Here is a 17,402-nt window from a genome sequence, read left to right as displayed (position 1 = left end):
CGGACCCCGCCGCGCACGCCGGGGTCCGGGCGGGTTCCCGGGGTCTCGCGGCCGCCGCTAGCCTTGGCGCATGCGTGCGACGGTGAAGGACGTGGCGACCCTCGCCGGGGTCTCGCCGAAGACCGTGTCGAACGTGATCAACGGGGTCGTGTTCGTGCGACCCGAGACCCGCGAGCGCGTCGAGCAGGCGCTGACGGAGCTCGACTACGTGCCGAATCTCAGCGCGCGGGGGCTCCGCAACGGACGCACCGGGTCGATCGCGCTGGCGTTCCCGGACCTCACCACCCCGTACAGCGCCGAGATGTCGCACTGGTTCGTCGAGGTCGCGCACGAGCGCGGCTGGTCGGTGCAGCTCGAGCAGACCGGCATGCGACCCGAACGCGAGGGCGAGCTGCTGCTGCGCGGCAAGGAGCACCTCGTCGACGGTCTCGTGCTGAACCCGACCAGCCTCGACGAGAGCGCCATCGTCGGCGCCGAGAGCCTGCCGCCGCTCGTCGTGATCGGCGAGGTCGAGCAGACCCTCGTGGACCAGGTGCGCGTCGACAGCGTCTCGGCCGCCCGCGACATGACCGAGCACCTGATCGGACTCGGTCATCGACGCATCGCCGTGCTCGGCAGCTCGGGCCGCGACTTCGACACGGCGACGGCGCGCGCCCGCACCCAGGGCTGGACCGAGGCCATGGCCGCCGCCGGCCTCGCGGTCGACGAGGGCCTTCGCTGGTCGTGCGACGCGTGGTCGCCCGCCGCCGCCTCCGCCGCCGTGACCGAGGCCCTCGCCCGGCACGACGCACCCGACGCGCTCTTCTGCTTCACCGACTCGCTGGCCATCGGCGCCGTGCACGCGCTCTGGTCGGCGGGCCTCCGCGTGCCGGACGACGTGTCGGTCGCCGGATTCGACGACATCACCGACGGCCGCTTCGTCCTGCCGCCGCTCACCACCGTCGCCCTCGACAAGAGACTGTTCGCCGTCCGCACCCTCGAGCTGCTCGCCGCCCGCATCGCCGACCGCGATCGGCCGCCGGAGCTCGCGATCATCCCGCACACGATCGTCGCGAGAGCGAGCACGGCTCCGCGACGCTGACCGGCGGGACGAGCGCCCGGGTCGACCCGCGCCTCCGGCCGTTCCGTTCGTCGTCGGGATAGACGACGGCCGTTCTTCAGCGGCCCCTGACGAGGAGGCGCGGCGAGGCCTACCGTCGGACCTCCCCTGCCGAGATCGAGAGGCTCCACCATGTCCGCAGACCAGTACGCATTCGAAGACCCCACCAAGAAGTTCGCCGACATCACCCCGAAGGCCCAGTACCTCGAGGGCGCCGGCACCGACGAGGAGCTCAGCTCGCCCGCCGACCACGGCGAGGAGACCTATCGCGGCTCGGGTCGCCTCGAGGGCCGCAAGGCGCTCGTCACCGGCGGCGACTCGGGGATCGGCGCGGCCGTCGCCATCGCCTACGCCCGCGAGGGCGCCGACGTCGCCATCAGCTACCTCGCCGAGGAGGAGGAGGACGCCCAGCGCATCGTCGGACTCATCGAGGCCGCCGGCCGCAAGGCCGTCGCCCTGCCGGGCGACATCAAGGACCGCCAGGTCTGCCTCGACCTCGTGCAGAAGGCCGTCGACGGTCTCGGCGGGCTCGACATCCTCGTGAACAACGCCGGCAAGCAGCAGCACGTCGAGGACTTCGCCGACCTCGACGACGAGAACTTCGACGACACCTACAAGACCAACGTCTACGCCATGTTCTGGATCACGAAGGCCGCCCTGCCGCACCTCGCCCCCGGGTCGACCATCATCAACACGACGTCGATCCAGGCGTACCAGCCCGCCCCGATGCTCGTGGACTACGCCTCGACGAAGGCCGCGATCAACACCTTCTCGAAGGGCCTCGCGATGCAGCTGGCCCCCAAGGGGATCCGCGTCAACGCGGTCGCGCCCGGCCCGATCTGGACTCCCCTGCAGCCCGCCGGCGGTCAGCCGTCGGATGCGCTCCCCGACGTCGGCAGCCAGACGGCCCTGGGCCGCTGGGGTCAGCCGGCCGAGCTCGCCCCCGCCTACGTGTTCCTCGCGTCGGGCGAGTCGAGCTACGTCGTCGGCGAGACGCTTCACGTCGACGGCGGCATGCCCACGCCGTAGGCCCCGCGCGCCCTGCGGCCGGCTCGGGCGGGAGACGCCGGGAGTCATACGCCCGCTCCCACCCCTACGCTGGGAGCGTGTCGACGCCCGCAGCCCCTCTGCCGCTGCGCCGCTCCCCCGGTGTCCGGGTCGGCGTCTCGATCGCCGTCGCGACGGGACTCTACGGGGTCTCGTTCGGCGCCCTCGCCGTGGCCTCGGGTCTGACGACCGCGCAGGCCTGCGTGCTCAGCCTGCTGCTGTTCTCGGGCGGCTCGCAGTTCGCGTTCGTCGGGGTGATCGCCGGCGGGGGCGCAGGGTCCGCCGCCGCCGGGGCCGCCGCGCTGCTCGGCGTCCGCAACGCGATCTACGGCATGCAGCTGAACGCGCTGCTGCGCCCGCGCGGTCTGCTCCGCCCGCTGGCCGCCCAGGTGACCATCGACGAGTCGCTCGCGACGAGCACCGGTCAGTCCGACCCGGTCGAGCAGCGCCGCGGGTTCTGGGTCGCCGGCGTCGGCGTCTTCCTGCTCTGGAACCTCTTCACGCTGATCGGCGCCCTCGCCGGCGACGCGCTCGGCGATCCCCGTCGCTGGGGCCTCGACGGAGCGGCCGTCGCCGCGTTCCTGGCCCTGCTCTGGCCCCGCCTCCGCACGCGGGACGCGGGCGCGGTCGCCGTCGCCTGCGCGCTGGTGACCGTGATCGCCGTGCCCTTCGCGCCGCCGGGCGTGCCGATCGTGCTGGCCGCCGTCGTCGCCGCCGGTCTCGGCTGGTCCGGCGGCCGGGCCGGAAGCGGCCACGGCCGCGTGGTGGGCGCGGACGCGTCCGAGGGGCCGGCCGACGACGCCGGCGAGCACCGAGGAGGCGCGGTGTGAGCACCTGGATCTGGATCGGCGTCGCCTGCGTGGTCGCGTACCTGACGAAACTCAGCGGCTACCTCGTCCCGCGGTCGCTGCTGTCGGATCCTCGCGTCGCGCGGGTCGCCGGCACCCTCACGATCGGGCTCCTGGCCTCGCTGACGATCGCCAACACGGTGGCGACGGGCCAGCAGCTCGTGCTCGACGCCCGACTCGGGGCGCTGGTCGCTGCGGGGATCGCACTCGTGCTCCGTGCGCCCTTCCTCGTCGTGGTCGTCGCGGGGGCTGCGGCGGCGGCCGGGCTGCGCCTCCTCGGACTGCCCTGACCCGCGGCTCCTCGACCCGCGCCGCGGGGTGGACCGAACTCGCAGCCCGCTCTTGCGCATCGGTTACAACGATGTAATGCTGTCGGCAGTCGACGATTCACGAAGGAGTGACACCGATGACCCCACGTTCAGCGACGCCCGGCGCACCGAGCGAGACACCCCCGGCCCACGGCCTCAGCCGCCGGAACCTGCTGGTGGGCGGGGCCGCCATCCTCGGCGGCGCGTTCGCCGTCGGCGGCCTCGCCGGCTGCTCGACCGGCGCCGTCTCCGGCTCCGGCGCAGTCGCCGACCTCAGCTTCTGGCACCTGCTGAGCGGGGGCGACGGCATCAAGATGTCGGCCCTGATCGATCAGGCCAACGCCCAGAACCCCGAGTTCCGGGCGACCCAGACGGTGCTCGCCTGGGGCACGCCGTACTACACCAAGCTCGCGATGGCCTCGGCCGGGGGCCGCGCCCCCGACGTCGCGATCATGCACGCGTCGCGGGTCCCGGGCTACGCCCCCGGCGGGCTGCTCGACCCGTGGGACGTCGACAAGCTCGCCTCGTACGGCGTGCGCGAGCAGGACTTCGCCCCCGCCGTCTGGAAGGCCGGCTTCAGCGGCGACCGGCTCTTCTCGGTCGCGCTCGACTCGCACCCGTTCATCCTGCTGTACAACACGGAGATCGCCGAGAAGGCCGGGGCCCTCGGCGGCGACGGACGCCTCGTCGACATCACGAGCCCCGAGCAGTTCCTCGAGGTCGCGAACGCCATGCAGGCGGTCACCGGCAAGCACGGCGCCTCGTGGGGCTACCTCAACGACGGCGCCCAGCTCTGGCGCATGTTCTACACGTTCTACAAGCAGCAGGGCGCCGACATGGTGCTCACCGAGGGCGGCACGGTCGAGTACGACGAGGCCGCGGCGGTCACCGCGCTCGAGTTCATGCAGAAGATGACCGACGGCACGGCCATGGCCACCGCGAGCGACATCCAGTCGGGCATCGCCGAGTTCGTCAGCGGCGAGAGCGGGATGCTCTTCACCGGGGTGTGGGAGGTCCCGAGCGCCCAGAACGCCGGGATCCCCTTCGACGCCGGCATCATCCCGACCCTCTTCGGCACGCCGGCCGTCTACGCGGACTCGCATTCGTTCGTGCTGCCGCGGCAGAGCGAGGTCGACGACGTCAAGCGCGAAGACGTCTACAAGATGGTGTCGACCATCCTGAAGGACTCCATCTCGTGGGCCGAGGCCGGGCACATCCCCGCCTACGGTCCCGTCGTCGACAGCTCCGCGTACGCCGAGCTGCAGCCCCAGGCGAACTACGCCGAGGCGGCGCAGTACCTCAACTACGACCCGCCCGCCTGGTTCACGGGCTCGGGGTCGGACTTCCAGACGTACTTCCTCGACAACGTCCAATCCGTCGTGCTGTCGAAGAACGACGCCGCGGCGGGCATGCGCGCGTTCGTGAACCGCGTCAACACGCAGCTCTCGCGGCCGGCGCCGGTGTGATCGGGCCGACCCGCGCCTCCTCGGCTCCGGCCCTTCAGGAGGCGCGTCACCAGCGGACATCGCCCGTCGCGACACCGCACCACCCCATGACACACGACGACGAAGGAGTCGACCTGTGACCACCACGACGGTCAAGGCCCGCGGGGCCGGCGCCGGCACGACGACGCGATCAGCGGCGCCCGAGCGGGTGCGGACCGGTTCGCGCCTGAAGCCCGGCGCCCACAAAGACAACCGGATCGGCTGGGGGTTCGCCGCCCCGTTCGCCATCCTGTTCGGATTGTTCCTCGTCTGGCCCGTCATCCACGGGCTGTACCTCAGCTTCACCGGGCAGAGCCTCACCGGCTCGGGCGGCGAGCTGATCGGCGTCGCGAACTACGCCGAGGCCTTCGCCGACGGCGACATGTGGCGTTCGATGGCCAACACGCTGTGGTTCACGGTGCTGAGCACGATCCCGCTGGTCGTCATCGCCCTGCTGCTCGCCCTGCTGGTCAACACGGGGCTGCCGGGTCAGTGGCTCTGGCGGCTGAGCTTCTTCCTGCCGTACCTGCTCGCGTCGACCGTCGTCTCGCTGTTCTGGATCCAGCTCTACAGCCCGACCCTCGGGCCGATCAACACCGTCCTCGCCACCGTCGGCCTGCCGCAGCCGGCCTGGCTGCAGGATCCGAACACGGCCATGATCGCCGTCGTCGCGACCACCGTCTGGTGGACCGTCGGCTTCAACTTCCTGCTGTACCTGGCGGCGCTGCAGAACATCCCCGACCAGCAGTACGAGGCGGCGTCGCTCGACGGCGCCGGTCGCTGGCGGTCGCTGCTGTCGATCACCATCCCGCAGCTCGGCCCGACCACCGGCCTGATCGTCATCCTGCAGGTGCTGGCCTCGCTCAAGGTCTTCGACCAGATCTACCAGATGACCACCGGCGGACCGGCGGGCAGCACCCGCTCGGCGGTGCAGTACATCTTCGACACCGGCTTCACCGGCTACCGCTTCGGCTACTCGTCGGCCATCTCGTACATCTTCTTCGCCCTGATCATCGTCATCTCGGTCGCGCAGTTCGCCATCGCCGCGCAGCGCCGGAAAGGAGCCCAGCGATGACCGCCCCCGCCGTCGCCCCGGGCAGCGGACTCCGCGCCCCCACCGCCGAGCGCGCCCGGCGCCCGCACAAGCCGGGCCAGCGCCGCTTCGGCCCGCTCGCCGTCGTCAGCGTGGTGGTCCTGATCGTGCTGGCCGCGCTCTGGCTGCTGCCGTTCCTCTGGTCGCTGTCGACCTCGTTCAAGAGCGAGGCCGACGCCGCGGCGACACCGCAGACCTGGCTGCCCGCCGGGGGCTTCACGCTCGACGCCTACCGCGCCGTGCTGGCCCAGGGGAACATCCCCACGTGGCTCTTCAACAGCCTGTTCACGTCGATCGTCATCACGCTGATCGTCGTCGCGACGTCGGCGCTGGTGGCCTACGCCTTCTCGCGCCTCGACTTCGCCGGCAAGAAGTGGCTCTACGTCGCCACCATCGCGTCGATCATCATCCCGCCGCAGGTGCTGATCGTGCCGCTGTTCTACCAGATGCTCGCCTTCAACATGGTCGACACGTACTGGGGCGTGATCCTGCCGCAGGCCATCGCGCCGGCCATGGTCTTCGTGCTCAAGAAGTTCTTCGACCAGGTGCCCATCGAGCTCGAGGACGCCGCGCGGGTCGACGGCGCCGGCCGCATCCGGGTGTTCTTCACGATCCTGCTGCCGCTGTCGCGCCCCATCCTCGGGGCCGTCTCGATCTTCGTGTTCATCGGCGCCTGGAACAACTTCCTCTGGCCCTTCATCGTCACGAACGACGCCGCCCTGCTGACCCTGCCGGTCGGCCTGCAGACCATCGAGAGCGCCTACGGCATCCAGTACGCGCAGAACATGGCGTCGGCGATCCTGGCGGCGCTGCCCCTCATCCTGGTGTTCCTGTTCTTCCAGCGGCAGATCATCAAGGGCATCTCGACCACCGGCTTCGGGGGGCAGTGACCGACCCGCGCCTCCCCGTCCCCTCCCGACAGACCGCACCACCGACACCGCACGCCACGACCTCCTGAGGAGCACCATGTCCACCGCCCGCATCACCGTCGACCGCGAGTTCACGATCGGCGAGGTCCCCCGCCGCATCTTCGGCTCGTTCGTCGAGCACATGGGCCGCTGCGTCTACACCGGCATCTACGAGCCCGGTCACGCGACCGCCGACGAGAACGGCTTCCGCCACGACGTGCTCGAGCTCACCAAGGAGCTCGGCGCCACCGTCATCCGCTACCCCGGCGGCAACTTCGTCTCCGGCTACAACTGGGAGGACGGCGTCGGCCCCGTCGACCAGCGGCCTCGCCGCCTCGACGGCGCCTGGCACACGGTCGAGTCGAACGCGTTCGGCCTGCACGAGTTCGTCGAATGGTCGAAGCTGGCCGGCACCGAGGTCATGGAGGCCGTGAACCTCGGCACCCGCGGCGTCGACGCGGCCCGCGAGCTCGTCGAGTACTCCAACCACGCCGGCGGCACCGCGCTGAGCGACCGCCGCATCGCCAACGGCGCGAAGGACCCCTTCGACATCAAGCTTTGGTGCCTCGGCAACGAGCTCGACGGCCCCTGGCAGATCGGCCACAAGACCGCCACCGAGTACGGCCGCCTGGCTCAGGAGGCCGCGAAGGCGATGAAGTTCGTCGACCCGACCATCGAGCTCGTCGCGGTCGGCAGCTCGGGTCGCGGCATGCCCACCTTCGGGGCCTGGGAGCACGAGGTCCTGACGCACGCCTACGACGAGGTCGAGTACGTCTCGATGCACGCCTACTACCAGGAGCACGACGGCGACGCGAAGAGCTTCCTGGCGACGGCCGTCGACATGGACGCCTTCATCGACGAGGTCGTCTCGACCATCGACGGCGTCAAGGCGGCGGGCAAGCACACGAAGCAGGTCGACATCTCGTTCGACGAGTGGAACGTCTGGTACCAGACCGGCCTCGACACCGACGACCAGCCGCACAACGTCTCGAAGGGCTGGGTCGAGCACCCGCGTCTGATCGAGGACCAGTACAACGTCACGGACGCCGTCGTCGTCGGGACGTTCCTGAACTCGCTGCTGCGCCACGGCGACCGGGTCAAGATCGCGAACCAGGCGCAGCTGGTCAACGTGATCGCCCCCATCCGCAGCGAGCAGGGCGGGCCGGCGTGGCGTCAGACGATCTTCTGGCCGTTCGCGCGGATGGCCGCGCTGGCGTCGGGGCAGATCCTCCGCACGCTCGTGACGAGCGACAAGGTCGACACGGCCAAGTACGGCGACGCCGATCTCGTCGACGTGAGCTCGACCTACGACGAGGAGACGGGGCGCGTCGCGTTCTTCCTCGCGAACCGCGGGCTGGACGAGGCGGCCGACGTCGAGATCGCGCTGCGCGGGTTCTCGGGCGCACGCGTCACGCGCGCCGAGCTGCTCACCGTGCCCGAGGGCGGCGACCGCTTCACCTCGAACACCGAGCAGGCGCAGGACGCCGTCGGCCTCGTGCCCCTCGAGGGCGTCACCGTCGACGAGGGCTCGGCACGCCTGACGCTGCCGGCCCTGTCGTGGGCGGTCGTCGAGCTCGAGGTCGGCAAGGCGTAGCGCGCGCCGCGCGCCGCGAGACCCCGGTCGGTCGCCGAGACCCCTGTGCGCGCACGGGGGTCTCGGCGACTTCGCGGCGTCTCGGCGGACGCGGTGGCTGGGCCGCTCAGCCGCGGGGCCGGAACAGGCGCGAGATGCTGTCCCGCACCGACTCCTCGATGGTGTCCGTGAAGCTGTTGGAGTAGCCGAGGGCGTCCGACGATGCGGAGGCGGCCGTCATCGACGCGACGATCCGCTCGCCGTGATACGCCCGCGCCGCCTTGACCGACGCGAAACCGAGTCCGAACGACTCGGCCGCCTCGGCGAGCAGCGCAGCCCGTCGCTCGTCGGTGCTGGTCAGCGCACCCGCCAACACGGTGAGCGAGGGATGCTCGAGCCCGTCGGTCATCCACTGCTGCGCACGGGCGGGCAGCGTGCCCGCGGACAGCATGCCGAGCAGCCGCCGGGCCTCGTCGTCGCGGAGCTCGGCGCGGGCGACCGCCTCGTCGCGGGGAGTCGTCGGATCGGTCATGACAAGACGATACCGTCCGGCACAGACGGTTCCTCCCGCGCGCGGTCCACCACCGGCGCAGTCCTCAGCTGAACAGCCGGGTCGGCCCCGCCGCGGCCCCCTCGAGCTCGGGCGCGACCTCGTCGACCCGTTCGCCGAGCAGCTCGCGCTCGATGCGCTCCTTCTCGGCGATGCTCGAGCGGATGAGCGGCAGACCGCGGGCGATGGCGTTGCGGATGCGCTCCTGCAGCAGAGGCGCCGTCACCCGCCGATCCGTGAAGTCGCTGGCGTGCGCGTAGACCCCGAGCGGCAGGGTCAGCGCCTGGAAGAACCCGAAGAGCGGTCGCATCGAGTGCTCGAGGATCAGCGCGTGCCGCTCGCTGCCGCCGGTCGCGGCCAGCAGCACGGGCGTGTCGACGAGGGCGTACTGCTCGACGAAGTCGAACAGGTGCTTGAACAGCCCGGTGAAGGAGGCGCGGTAGACGGGCGAGGCGGCGATCAGCAGGTCGGCGGACTCGATGGCTCGCAGCTCGCGCTCGACCCGTTCGTCGAGCTGGTCGCGGGTGAGCGCCCCGGCGAAGAGCGGGCCCAGCTCGCTCACGCGGATGACGTGCCGCTCGATCGGCAGCACCTCGGCCAGCTCGTCCAGGATGGCGTCGACGAGGGCGTCGGTCTTGGACGGCGTGCTCAGGGTTCCCGACACGGCGACCACGCGGAGCGGTTGTGGAGAGGTCAGTGGTGGGGTCATTCGATACATGCTCCCCTCCACGCGACGTAACAGTCGCACTGTGACGCAATGAGTCGTGCGACAGTATGCCGGTGACGCATCAACCACTTCAGCACGGGTTCGACCCGGCTCACCCCGACTCCGATCTCGCCTCGTCGTTCGGCCTCGCGGCCGACGTGTACGAGCGCGGCCGACCGTCGTATCCGACGGCCGCCGTCGAGTGGCTCCTCCCGAGCGGCGCCTGTCACGTCGTCGACCTCGGTGCGGGCACGGGCAAGCTGACCCGGGTGCTGCTCGACACGGTGCCCTCGGTGACGGCCGTCGAGCCCTCGGAGGGGATGCGCGAACAGCTCGAGCGGGTCGTGCCGGCGGCGACGTCGGTCGCGGGCTCGGCCGAGTCGATCCCGCTCGACGACGCGTCGGTCGACGCCGTCTTCGTCGCGCAGGCCTGGCACTGGGTCGACCCCGTGCGGGCCGTCCCCGAGGTCGCGCGCGTGCTCCGCCCGGGCGGCACCCTCGCGCTGATCTGGAACATCCGCGACGAGAGCGTGCCCTGGGTGGCCGAGCTCAGCCGGGTCATGCGTCAGCCGCGCGAACGCGACCTGCAGTCGGACGCCCCTCCCGTCGGGGCGCCGTTCGGCCCGATCGAGCGGCACGACGTCGAGTGGGTGCACGAGATGACGCGCGAGGAGTTCCTCGACATGATCGCCTCGCGCAGCTACGTCATCACGCTGTCGCCGGCCGAACGCACCGAGCTCCTGGCCCGGGTCGAGCACCTGCTCGACACGCACCCCGACACCCGCGGCCTCGACGTCGTCCGCGTGCCGTACGTCGCGCGGTGCAGCCGCGCCGTGCTGCCCGGCTGAGTCGCGACCGGCGCGGGTCACGCGACCCGCGCCTCCTCCCCTGCCCGCCTGATCCGCCCGCTCCTGTGAATGGGGGCGGGCGGATCGCCGTTCGCGCACCCGGGCGGCATAGGGTCGACGCATGACTCGGGAGGCGCGGTTCGTCACGGTCGATCACGCCTGGTCGGGCGGGTGGTCGGGTCGCTCGCTCGTGCGTGTGACCGACGGCATCGACCTGCTCGGCCCTCCCCAGGCGGTGCACGCGGGGCTGCCGCATCTGCCCGGCACGCTGCTCGCGCCGTTCGCCGACTCGCACGTGCATCTCGGGCTGATCGACCCGACCGCTCTCGCCTCCGGCGGCATCGCGCGCGTCGACGATCTCGGCTGGGATCCCGACGAGGCCTCGCTCTGGCCCGAGCACGGGCGCCTGGACCAGCGGTGGCCCGAGGTGCGCGTGGCGGGCGGCCTGCTGTGCCCGCCGGGCGGTTATCCCAGCCGGTCCGAGTGGGCACCCGACACGGCGGCCGTCGTCGTCTCGAACCCGGCGGGCGCTCGGCGGGAGGTCGAGCGGATGCACGACCTGGGCGCGTCGTTCGTCAAGATCAGCCTCAACTCCGATGCCGGTCCGGTGTTCGACGACGTCACGCTGCGGACGATCGTCGACGCGGCGACCGATCGGCTGCTCGTGCCGGTCGCCCACGTGCAGGGCGCCGGGCAGGCGCGCCGCGCCCTCGACGCCGGCGTCGCCCGCCTCGCGCACACGCCCTTCAGCGAACGACTCGACGACGACCTCGTCGAGCGTCTGGCGGCACGCACCAGCTGGATCAGCACCCTCGACATCCACGGTCACGGCCGAGGAGGCGCGGTGCACGACGTCGCCGTCGCCAACCTCGCGAGGTTCCGGGCCGCGGGCGGGCACGTGCTCTACGGCACCGACCTCGGCAACGGCGACCTCCCCGTCGGCGTGAACGCGCGCGAGCTGCGGGCCCTGCAGCGGGCGGGCCTCGATCTCGAGCAGCTGCTGCACGCCCTCACGGCCGGCGCCGAACTCGGCGGCACGGGCGAGACCGGCCGCGCTCCGAGTCGCGCCACGTGGATCGCGACGCCGCCCCCGACCTCCGACCCCTCCGCGGTCGCCTCCGACTGGCTGGCCACCGCCACCGTCATCACCCCCGACACCCTGCTGGAGAAGACCACGTGACCCGCACCTCCTCGGCCTCCGCCGACTCGATCACTCCCCCGCCGTCCGAGCCGCCGGCCGAGCTGCCGTCCGAGCCGCTCGACGCCGCCGACCCGCTCGCGTCGTTCGTCGACCGGTTCATGCCGGCCGGCGACGTCGTGTCGTACCTCGACGGCAACTCGCTCGGGCGGCCGCTGCGGGTGACGCCCGAGCGGCTCACCGCCTTCGTGACGCACGACTGGGGCAGCCGCCTGATCCGCTCGTGGGACGAGCAGTGGATGGATCGCCCGGTGGCTCTCGGCGACCGGATCGGCGCTGCGGCGCTCGGAGCCGCCGCCGGCCAGACCGTGGTGGGCGACTCGACGACGGTCCTGCTCTACAAGGCGATCCGCGCCCTGCTCGCGGCACGGCCCGACCGGCACGAGATCGTCATCGACGACGACCAGTTCCCGACCGACCGCTTCGTGGTCGAGGGCATCGCCCGCGAACGGGGCGCCACGGTCCGGTGGGTGCACGTCGACCCGGCCCTCGGGGTGACCGTCGATCTGCTCGCCGACGTGGTCGGCCCCGACACGGCCGTCGTGCTCGTGAACCACGTGTCGTACCGGTCGGGGCATCTGGCCGACATGCCCGCGATCACGCGGCTCGTGCACGACGCCGGCGCCCTGGTGCTGTTCGATCTCTGCCACTCGGTCGGCGTCGTGCCGATGCGGCTCGACGAGTGGGGCGTCGACGTGGCCGTCGGCTGCACGTACAAGTACCTGAACGGCGGGCCGGGGGCGCCCGCGTTCGTCTACGCGCGGCGCGATCTGCTGCCGTCGCTCGATCAGCCGATCCAGGGGTGGATGGGTGCGGCCGACGTCTTCGCGATGGCCGACGGGTACACGCCGGCCGACGGGATCCGGCGCTTCATCAGCGGCACCCCTCCGATCGTCGGCATGCTGCCGCTGGGCGACATGCTCGACGTCGTCGACGAGGCCGGGATCGATGCGATCCGCGCGAAGTCGCTCGCCCTCACCGACTACGCGTTCGCGCTGGTCGACGCCTGGCTCGTGCCGCTCGGCATCGAGGTGGCGACGCCACGGGAGCCCGCAGCGCGAGGCAGCCACGTCACCGTGCGTCACCCTGCGTTCGAGCAGGTCGTGGCCGCTCTGTGGGAGGAGGGCGTCGTGCCGGACTTCCGCAACCCCGACGGGCTGCGCATCGGTCTGTCGCCGCTCTCGACCACGTTCGCCGAGGTGCGGGTCGGCATCGCCGCGATCCGTGCGGCGCTTCTCGCGGTCGGCTGAGGCCGGAGGCCGCCCTCCCTCTCGCCGCCGAGACCCGGGCGCGAAGACGGACCCGTCGTCGCGCGCTGCGTCGACGGGACCGATGCTCACGACGTCGAGGGCGCGACCCGCTCACCGTGGCGACGACGCCGCTCCAGCACCGGGCGACGCACGGCGAGCCCGATGCCCGCGAGCACGGCGGCGACGACCACCGCCCGCCAGGTCGCCGGCGACGCGAGGGCCGACGTGAAGATGCTCCCCGCGATCTCGACCATCTCGAACGGGTAGCTCGCATAGACGCGGCTCCCCGCGACGCTGGAGATGGCGGTGATCGCGGCGGGCCCGATCCACAGGCCGAGCAACGCGACGGTCGCACCGATCGCGCGCCCGATGGTGGAGACCCCGGTCCAGACGATGGCGGCGGCGACGAGCACGGCGGGCAGCCACCGCAGCACGGAGTCGGCGACGGCGACGTTCTCGGTCACGAGCGAGAACGGCGGGTAGACCAGCGCGTAGCCCCACTGAGCCAGGGCGATCGCCCCCACGGCGAGACCGACGACGGCCGCCCCTCGGCGCGCCCGGGCGATGAGCAGCAGCACGACGACCCCGAAGGCGATGCCGGCCACCGCGGCCCCGACCACGGCGCCGAGGTAGACGACCGACTCGACGCGGTCGGCGAGCCCACCGGTCACGGTAACGGAGCTCTGGACGAGCGCGACCGACTGCGCGCCGACCGTCCCGGCGAGGACCGCGATGACGGCGCCTCGGCTCCGCCGCGCGCCGGCTGCCCGGGCGACCAGGCCCGCGACGGCCGACCCTGTGATGAGCAGAGACGCCTGCAGGGTGAGCGCGTATTGGCTGAAGGGGAGGAGCGAGACGGGCATCGACTCGGGAGCGGCCGTCACCCCGTCCGCCTCGACGACGGGTGCGGCCCAGAGGTTCTGCAGCGGGAGGCGGGCGCCGGTCAGCAGCCACGGCGCCAGTCCGACGAGCACTGCCGCCACCCCCAGCCCGATGGCGAGCAGGATGACGCGTGCGTCTGCCGGTGTCCGTTCCCCCGTGGTCATCCTCCGACCCTAGCGGCGGCGTCGAACCCGCCCCGGCACCGCACGACGGTCGCCGGCACGCGGGGACGACGCGGGTCCGCGGTCTCGACGCCCCGCACATGACGAGAACCCCGAAGGCGAAGAGGAATCCCGTTCGACGGGGGTTCTCTCTCGCGTTCGGGGTTCTCGGCGACGGTGGCTTCGGGGGTTAGAAGTCCCAGTCCTCGTCTTCGGTGGTGACGGCCTTGCCGATGACGTACGACGAGCCGGACCCCGAGAAGAAGTCGTGGTTCTCGTCGGCGTTGGGCGAGAGCGCCGACAGGATCGCCGGGTTCACGTCGGTGGTCTCTTTCGGGAACATGGCTTCGTAGCCGAGGTTCATCAGCGCCTTGTTGGCGTTGTAGTGCAGGAACTTCTTGACATCCTCGGTCAGACCGACGCTGTCGTAGAGGTCCTGCGTGTACTGGATCTCGTTCTCGTAGAGCTCGAAAAGGAGGTTGAACGTGTAGTCCTTGATCTCCTGCTTGCGCTCCTCGGAGGCTCCCTCGAGGCCCTTCTGGAACTTGTAGCCGATGTAGTACCCGTGCACGGCCTCGTCGCGGATGATGAGGCGGATCAGGTCGGCCGTGTTGGTGAGCTTCGCTCGCGACGACCAGTACATCGGCAGGTAGAAGCCGCTGTAGAACAGGAACGACTCGAGCAGCGTCGAGGCGACCTTGCGCTTCAGGGGATCGTCACCCGTGTAGTAGTCGAGGACGATCTGAGCCTTCTTCTGCAGGTTCGGGTTCTCGACCGACCAGCGGAAGGCGTCGTCGATCTCGGGGGTCGACGCGAGGGTCGAGAAGATCGACGAGTAGCTCTTGGCGTGGACGGACTCCATGAACGCGATGTTCGTGTAGACGGCCTCCTCGTGCGGGGTGATCGCGTCGGGGATGAGGCTGATGGCGCCGACGGTGCCCTGGATGGTGTCGAGCAGGGTCAGACCGGTGAAGACGCGCATGGTGAGCTGCTGCTCTTCGGGCGTCAGGGTGTTCCACGACTGGACGTCGTTCGACAGCGGGATCTTCTCGGGCAGCCAGAAGTTGTTGACCAGGCGGTTCCAGACGTCGACGTCTTTCTCGTCGTGGATGCGGTTCCAGTTGATCGCGCTGACCGACTTGATCAGCGGGATCGACTTGCCGGTCGCGTGGACCGGGTCGGTGATGGTCATGACATGCCTTTCGAAGACAGAATCGGGAGTTCAGGAGGCGCGGGCCGGTGTTCGAGACCGGCCCGCGCCGGGTGCCGCGAGGGGTGCGTCGCCGAGGCGGCGCACGATCGGGGCACTAGAGCATGCAGCTGACGCAGCCGTCGACCTCGGTGCCCTCGAGCGCGAGCTGGCGGAGACGGATGTAGTAGATCGTCTTGATGCCCTTGCGCCATGCGTAGATCTGCGCCTTGTTGATGTCGCGCGTCGTGGCGGTGTCCTTGAAGAACAGCGTGAGCGAGAGACCCTGGTCGACGTGCTGCGTGGCCGCGGCGTAGGTGTCGATGATCTTCTCGGGCCCGATCTCGTAAGCGTCGGTGTAATACTCGAGGTTGTCGTTCGTCATGAACGGCGCCGGGTAGTACACGCGACCGAGCTTGCCCTCTTTGCGGATCTCGATCTTCGAGGCGATCGGGTGGATCGAGGACGTCGAGTGGTTGATGTACGAGATCGACCCGGTCGGGGGCACGGCCTGCAGGTTCTGGTTGTAGAGACCGTGCGCCATGACGCTGGCCTTGAGCTCGCGCCAGTCGTCTTGCGTGGGGATGGCTACCTGGGCGTCGGCGAACAGCGAGGCGCCGCGAGCGGTCGAGGGGGCCCACACCTGCTCGGTGTACTTGTCGAAGAACTCCCCCGACGCGTAGGTGCTGTCGGCGAAACCGCCGAAGGTGACCCCGCGCTCGATCGCGATGGTGTTCGAGGCGCGCAGGGCGTGGAACAGCACCGTGTAGAAGTAGATGTTCGTGAAGTCGATGGCCTCTTCGCTGCCGTAGTGCACGTGCTCACGCGCGAGGTAGCCGTGCAGGTTCATCTGGCCGAGGCCGATGGCGTGCGACTGGTCGTTGCCGACCTCGATGGAGCGGACCGACGTGATGTGGCTCATGTCGCTGACCGCGCTGAGGCCGCGGATGGCGGTCTCGACGGTCTTGCCGAGGTCGGGGGCGTCCATCGACAGCGCGATGTTCATCGAGCCGAGGTTGCACGAGATGTCTTTCCCGATCTCGTTGTACGAGAGGTCCTCGTTGAACGTGGTCGGGGTGTTGACCTGGAGGATCTCCGAGCAGAGGTTCGACATGTTGATGCGGCCCTTGATCGGGTTCGCCTTGTTCACCGTGTCTTCGAACACGATGTAGGGGTAGCCCGACTCGAACTGGATCTCGGCGATCGTCTGGAAGAAGTCGCGCGCCTTGATCTTTGTCTTCTTGATACGCGAGTCGGCGACCATCTCGCGGTACTTCTCGCTGATGGCCACGTCGCCGAAGGGGACCCCGTAGACCTTCTCGACGTCGTACGGCGAGAAGAGGTACATGTCCTCGTTGTTCTTGGCGAGCTCGAACGTGATGTCGGGCACGACGACGCCGAGCGACAGCGTCTTGATGCGGATCTTCTCGTCGGCGTTCTCGCGCTTGGTGTCGAGGAACCGCATGATGTCGGGGTGGTGGGCGCTGAGGTACACGGCGCCGGCACCCTGACGGGCGCCGAGCTGGTTCGCATAGCTGAAGCTGTCTTCGAGCAGCTTCATGACGGGGATGATGCCCGACGACTGGTTCTCGATCTGCTTGATCGGGGCGCCGGCCTCACGGATGTTCGACAGCGACAGGGCGACGCCGCCACCGCGCTTCGAGAGCTGGAGCGACGAGTTGATGCCGCGCGAGATCGACTCCATGTTGTCTTCGATGCGCAGCAGGAAGCAGCTGACGAGCTCGCCGCGCTGAGCCTTCGCGGTGTTGAGGAACGTCGGCGTCGCGGGCTGGAAGCGACCGGCGATGATCTCCTCGACCAGGTCGACGGCGAGCTTCTCGTCGCCCTGCGCGAGACCGAGGGCCGTCATGACGACGCGGTCCTCGAAGCGCTCGAGGTAGCGCTTCCCGTCGAAGGTCTTGAGCGTGTACGACGTGTAGTACTTGAACGCGCCGAGGAACGTCTGGAAGCGGAACTTCTTCGAGTACGCGAGGTCGTTCAGCTTCTCGACGAACGAGAAGTCGTACTGCTCGATGGTCGCGGCCTCGTAGTACTCGTTCTCGACCAGGTAGTCGAGACGCTCGCGCAGGTTGTGGAAGAAGACGGTGTTCTGGTTCACGTGCTGCAGGAAGTACTGCTTCGCAGCCTCACGGTCTTTGTCGAACTGGATCTCGCCCGACGGCCCGTAGAGGTTGAGCATCGCGTTGAGCGCGTGGTAGTCCATCCCGGTGGTGCCGGCGAGACCCTGTCCGGGTGCG

16 protein-coding genes are annotated in these 17,402 nt (G+C 70.2%); 11 read left to right on the top strand and 5 right to left on the bottom strand.

Going from position 1 to position 17,402, the window contains the following annotated elements; genetic code table 11:
- The first annotated feature begins 70 nt into the window (after window positions 1-70).
- From ASF17_RS00630 to arfA, 8 genes are all read left to right on the top strand, one after another.
- Window positions 71-1,081, top strand: coding sequence for a LacI family DNA-binding transcriptional regulator (locus tag ASF17_RS00630; RefSeq protein ID WP_055794254.1), 1,011 nt, complete (start codon window positions 71-73; stop codon window positions 1,079-1,081).
- 150 nt (window positions 1,082-1,231) lie between these two features.
- Window positions 1,232-2,128 carry a glucose 1-dehydrogenase gene (locus ASF17_RS00625; protein ID WP_055794252.1) on the top strand — a complete coding sequence of 299 codons (897 nt, stop codon included), beginning with the start codon at window positions 1,232-1,234 and terminating at the stop codon, window positions 2,126-2,128.
- A gap of 77 nt (window positions 2,129-2,205) precedes the next feature.
- Window positions 2,206-2,976, top strand: coding sequence for an AzlC family ABC transporter permease (locus ASF17_RS00620; protein WP_235476286.1), 771 nt, complete (start codon window positions 2,206-2,208; stop codon window positions 2,974-2,976).
- Entirely contained in the window at window positions 2,973-3,284 is a 312-nt protein-coding gene (locus ASF17_RS00615; protein WP_055794250.1) for an AzlD domain-containing protein, read from the top strand. The genes ASF17_RS00620 and ASF17_RS00615 overlap by 4 nt, the downstream gene beginning before the upstream one ends.
- 116 nt (window positions 3,285-3,400) lie before the next feature.
- Entirely contained in the window at window positions 3,401-4,768 is a 1,368-nt protein-coding gene (locus tag ASF17_RS00610; protein ID WP_055794247.1) for an extracellular solute-binding protein, read from the top strand.
- A gap of 187 nt (window positions 4,769-4,955) precedes the next feature.
- Complete coding sequence (locus ASF17_RS00605; RefSeq protein ID WP_055795467.1) at window positions 4,956-5,861, top strand: carbohydrate ABC transporter permease; 906 nt, start codon at window positions 4,956-4,958, stop codon at window positions 5,859-5,861.
- Complete coding sequence (locus tag ASF17_RS00600; RefSeq protein ID WP_055794245.1) at window positions 5,858-6,769, top strand: carbohydrate ABC transporter permease; 912 nt, start codon at window positions 5,858-5,860, stop codon at window positions 6,767-6,769. Before ASF17_RS00605 ends, ASF17_RS00600 begins: the two co-directional genes overlap by 4 nt.
- 76 nt (window positions 6,770-6,845) lie before the next feature.
- Window positions 6,846-8,381 carry an arabinosylfuranosidase ArfA gene (arfA, locus tag ASF17_RS00595; protein ID WP_055794242.1) on the top strand — a complete coding sequence of 512 codons (1,536 nt, stop codon included), beginning with the start codon at window positions 6,846-6,848 and terminating at the stop codon, window positions 8,379-8,381.
- 106 nt (window positions 8,382-8,487) lie between these two features.
- Here the strand turns inward: arfA and ASF17_RS00590 are convergent, their stop codons facing one another.
- Both ASF17_RS00590 and msuE read right to left on the bottom strand, forming a co-directional pair.
- Complete coding sequence (locus ASF17_RS00590; RefSeq protein WP_055794240.1) at window positions 8,488-8,892, bottom strand: hypothetical protein; 405 nt, start codon at window positions 8,890-8,892, stop codon at window positions 8,488-8,490.
- A gap of 64 nt (window positions 8,893-8,956) precedes the next feature.
- Complete coding sequence (gene msuE / locus ASF17_RS00585; protein WP_082474938.1) at window positions 8,957-9,619, bottom strand: FMN reductase; 663 nt, start codon at window positions 9,617-9,619, stop codon at window positions 8,957-8,959.
- 71 nt (window positions 9,620-9,690) lie between these two features.
- On the opposite strand from msuE, the gene ASF17_RS00580 reads away from it, so the two are divergent.
- The 3 genes from ASF17_RS00580 to kynU all read left to right on the top strand — a co-directional run bounded on the left by ASF17_RS00580 (window position 9,691) and on the right by kynU (window position 12,912).
- Complete coding sequence (locus tag ASF17_RS00580; protein ID WP_235476285.1) at window positions 9,691-10,464, top strand: class I SAM-dependent methyltransferase; 774 nt, start codon at window positions 9,691-9,693, stop codon at window positions 10,462-10,464.
- A gap of 121 nt (window positions 10,465-10,585) precedes the next feature.
- Complete coding sequence (locus ASF17_RS15910) at window positions 10,586-11,644, top strand: amidohydrolase family protein (RefSeq protein WP_055794235.1); 1,059 nt, start codon at window positions 10,586-10,588, stop codon at window positions 11,642-11,644.
- 29 nt (window positions 11,645-11,673) lie between these two features.
- Window positions 11,674-12,912 (top strand): kynureninase, encoded by a 1,239-nt coding sequence (kynU, locus tag ASF17_RS15905; RefSeq protein WP_055795465.1) that lies wholly within the window; start codon window positions 11,674-11,676, stop codon window positions 12,910-12,912.
- Window positions 12,913-12,998: 86 nt separating this feature from the next.
- Here the strand turns inward: kynU and ASF17_RS00565 are convergent, their stop codons facing one another.
- From ASF17_RS00565 to nrdE, 3 genes are all read right to left on the bottom strand, one after another.
- A complete protein-coding gene (locus ASF17_RS00565) occupies window positions 12,999-13,958 on the bottom strand; it encodes a hypothetical protein (protein WP_055794233.1) in 960 nt (319 codons plus the stop codon).
- A gap of 187 nt (window positions 13,959-14,145) precedes the next feature.
- Window positions 14,146-15,147 (bottom strand): class 1b ribonucleoside-diphosphate reductase subunit beta, encoded by a 1,002-nt coding sequence (nrdF, locus tag ASF17_RS00560; RefSeq protein WP_055794231.1) that lies wholly within the window; start codon window positions 15,145-15,147, stop codon window positions 14,146-14,148.
- Window positions 15,148-15,262: 115 nt separating this feature from the next.
- Window positions 15,263-17,368, bottom strand: coding sequence for a class 1b ribonucleoside-diphosphate reductase subunit alpha (gene nrdE / locus ASF17_RS00555; protein ID WP_055795463.1), 2,106 nt, complete (start codon window positions 17,366-17,368; stop codon window positions 15,263-15,265).
- Window positions 17,369-17,402: the final 34 nt, after the last annotated feature.

This window comes from Frigoribacterium sp. Leaf263, assembly GCF_001422285.1.
GTDB lineage: Bacteria > Actinomycetota > Actinomycetes > Actinomycetales > Microbacteriaceae > Frigoribacterium.
Note: the sequence above shows the minus strand (reverse complement) of the source record. Positions and strands in the feature narration are given on the sequence as shown.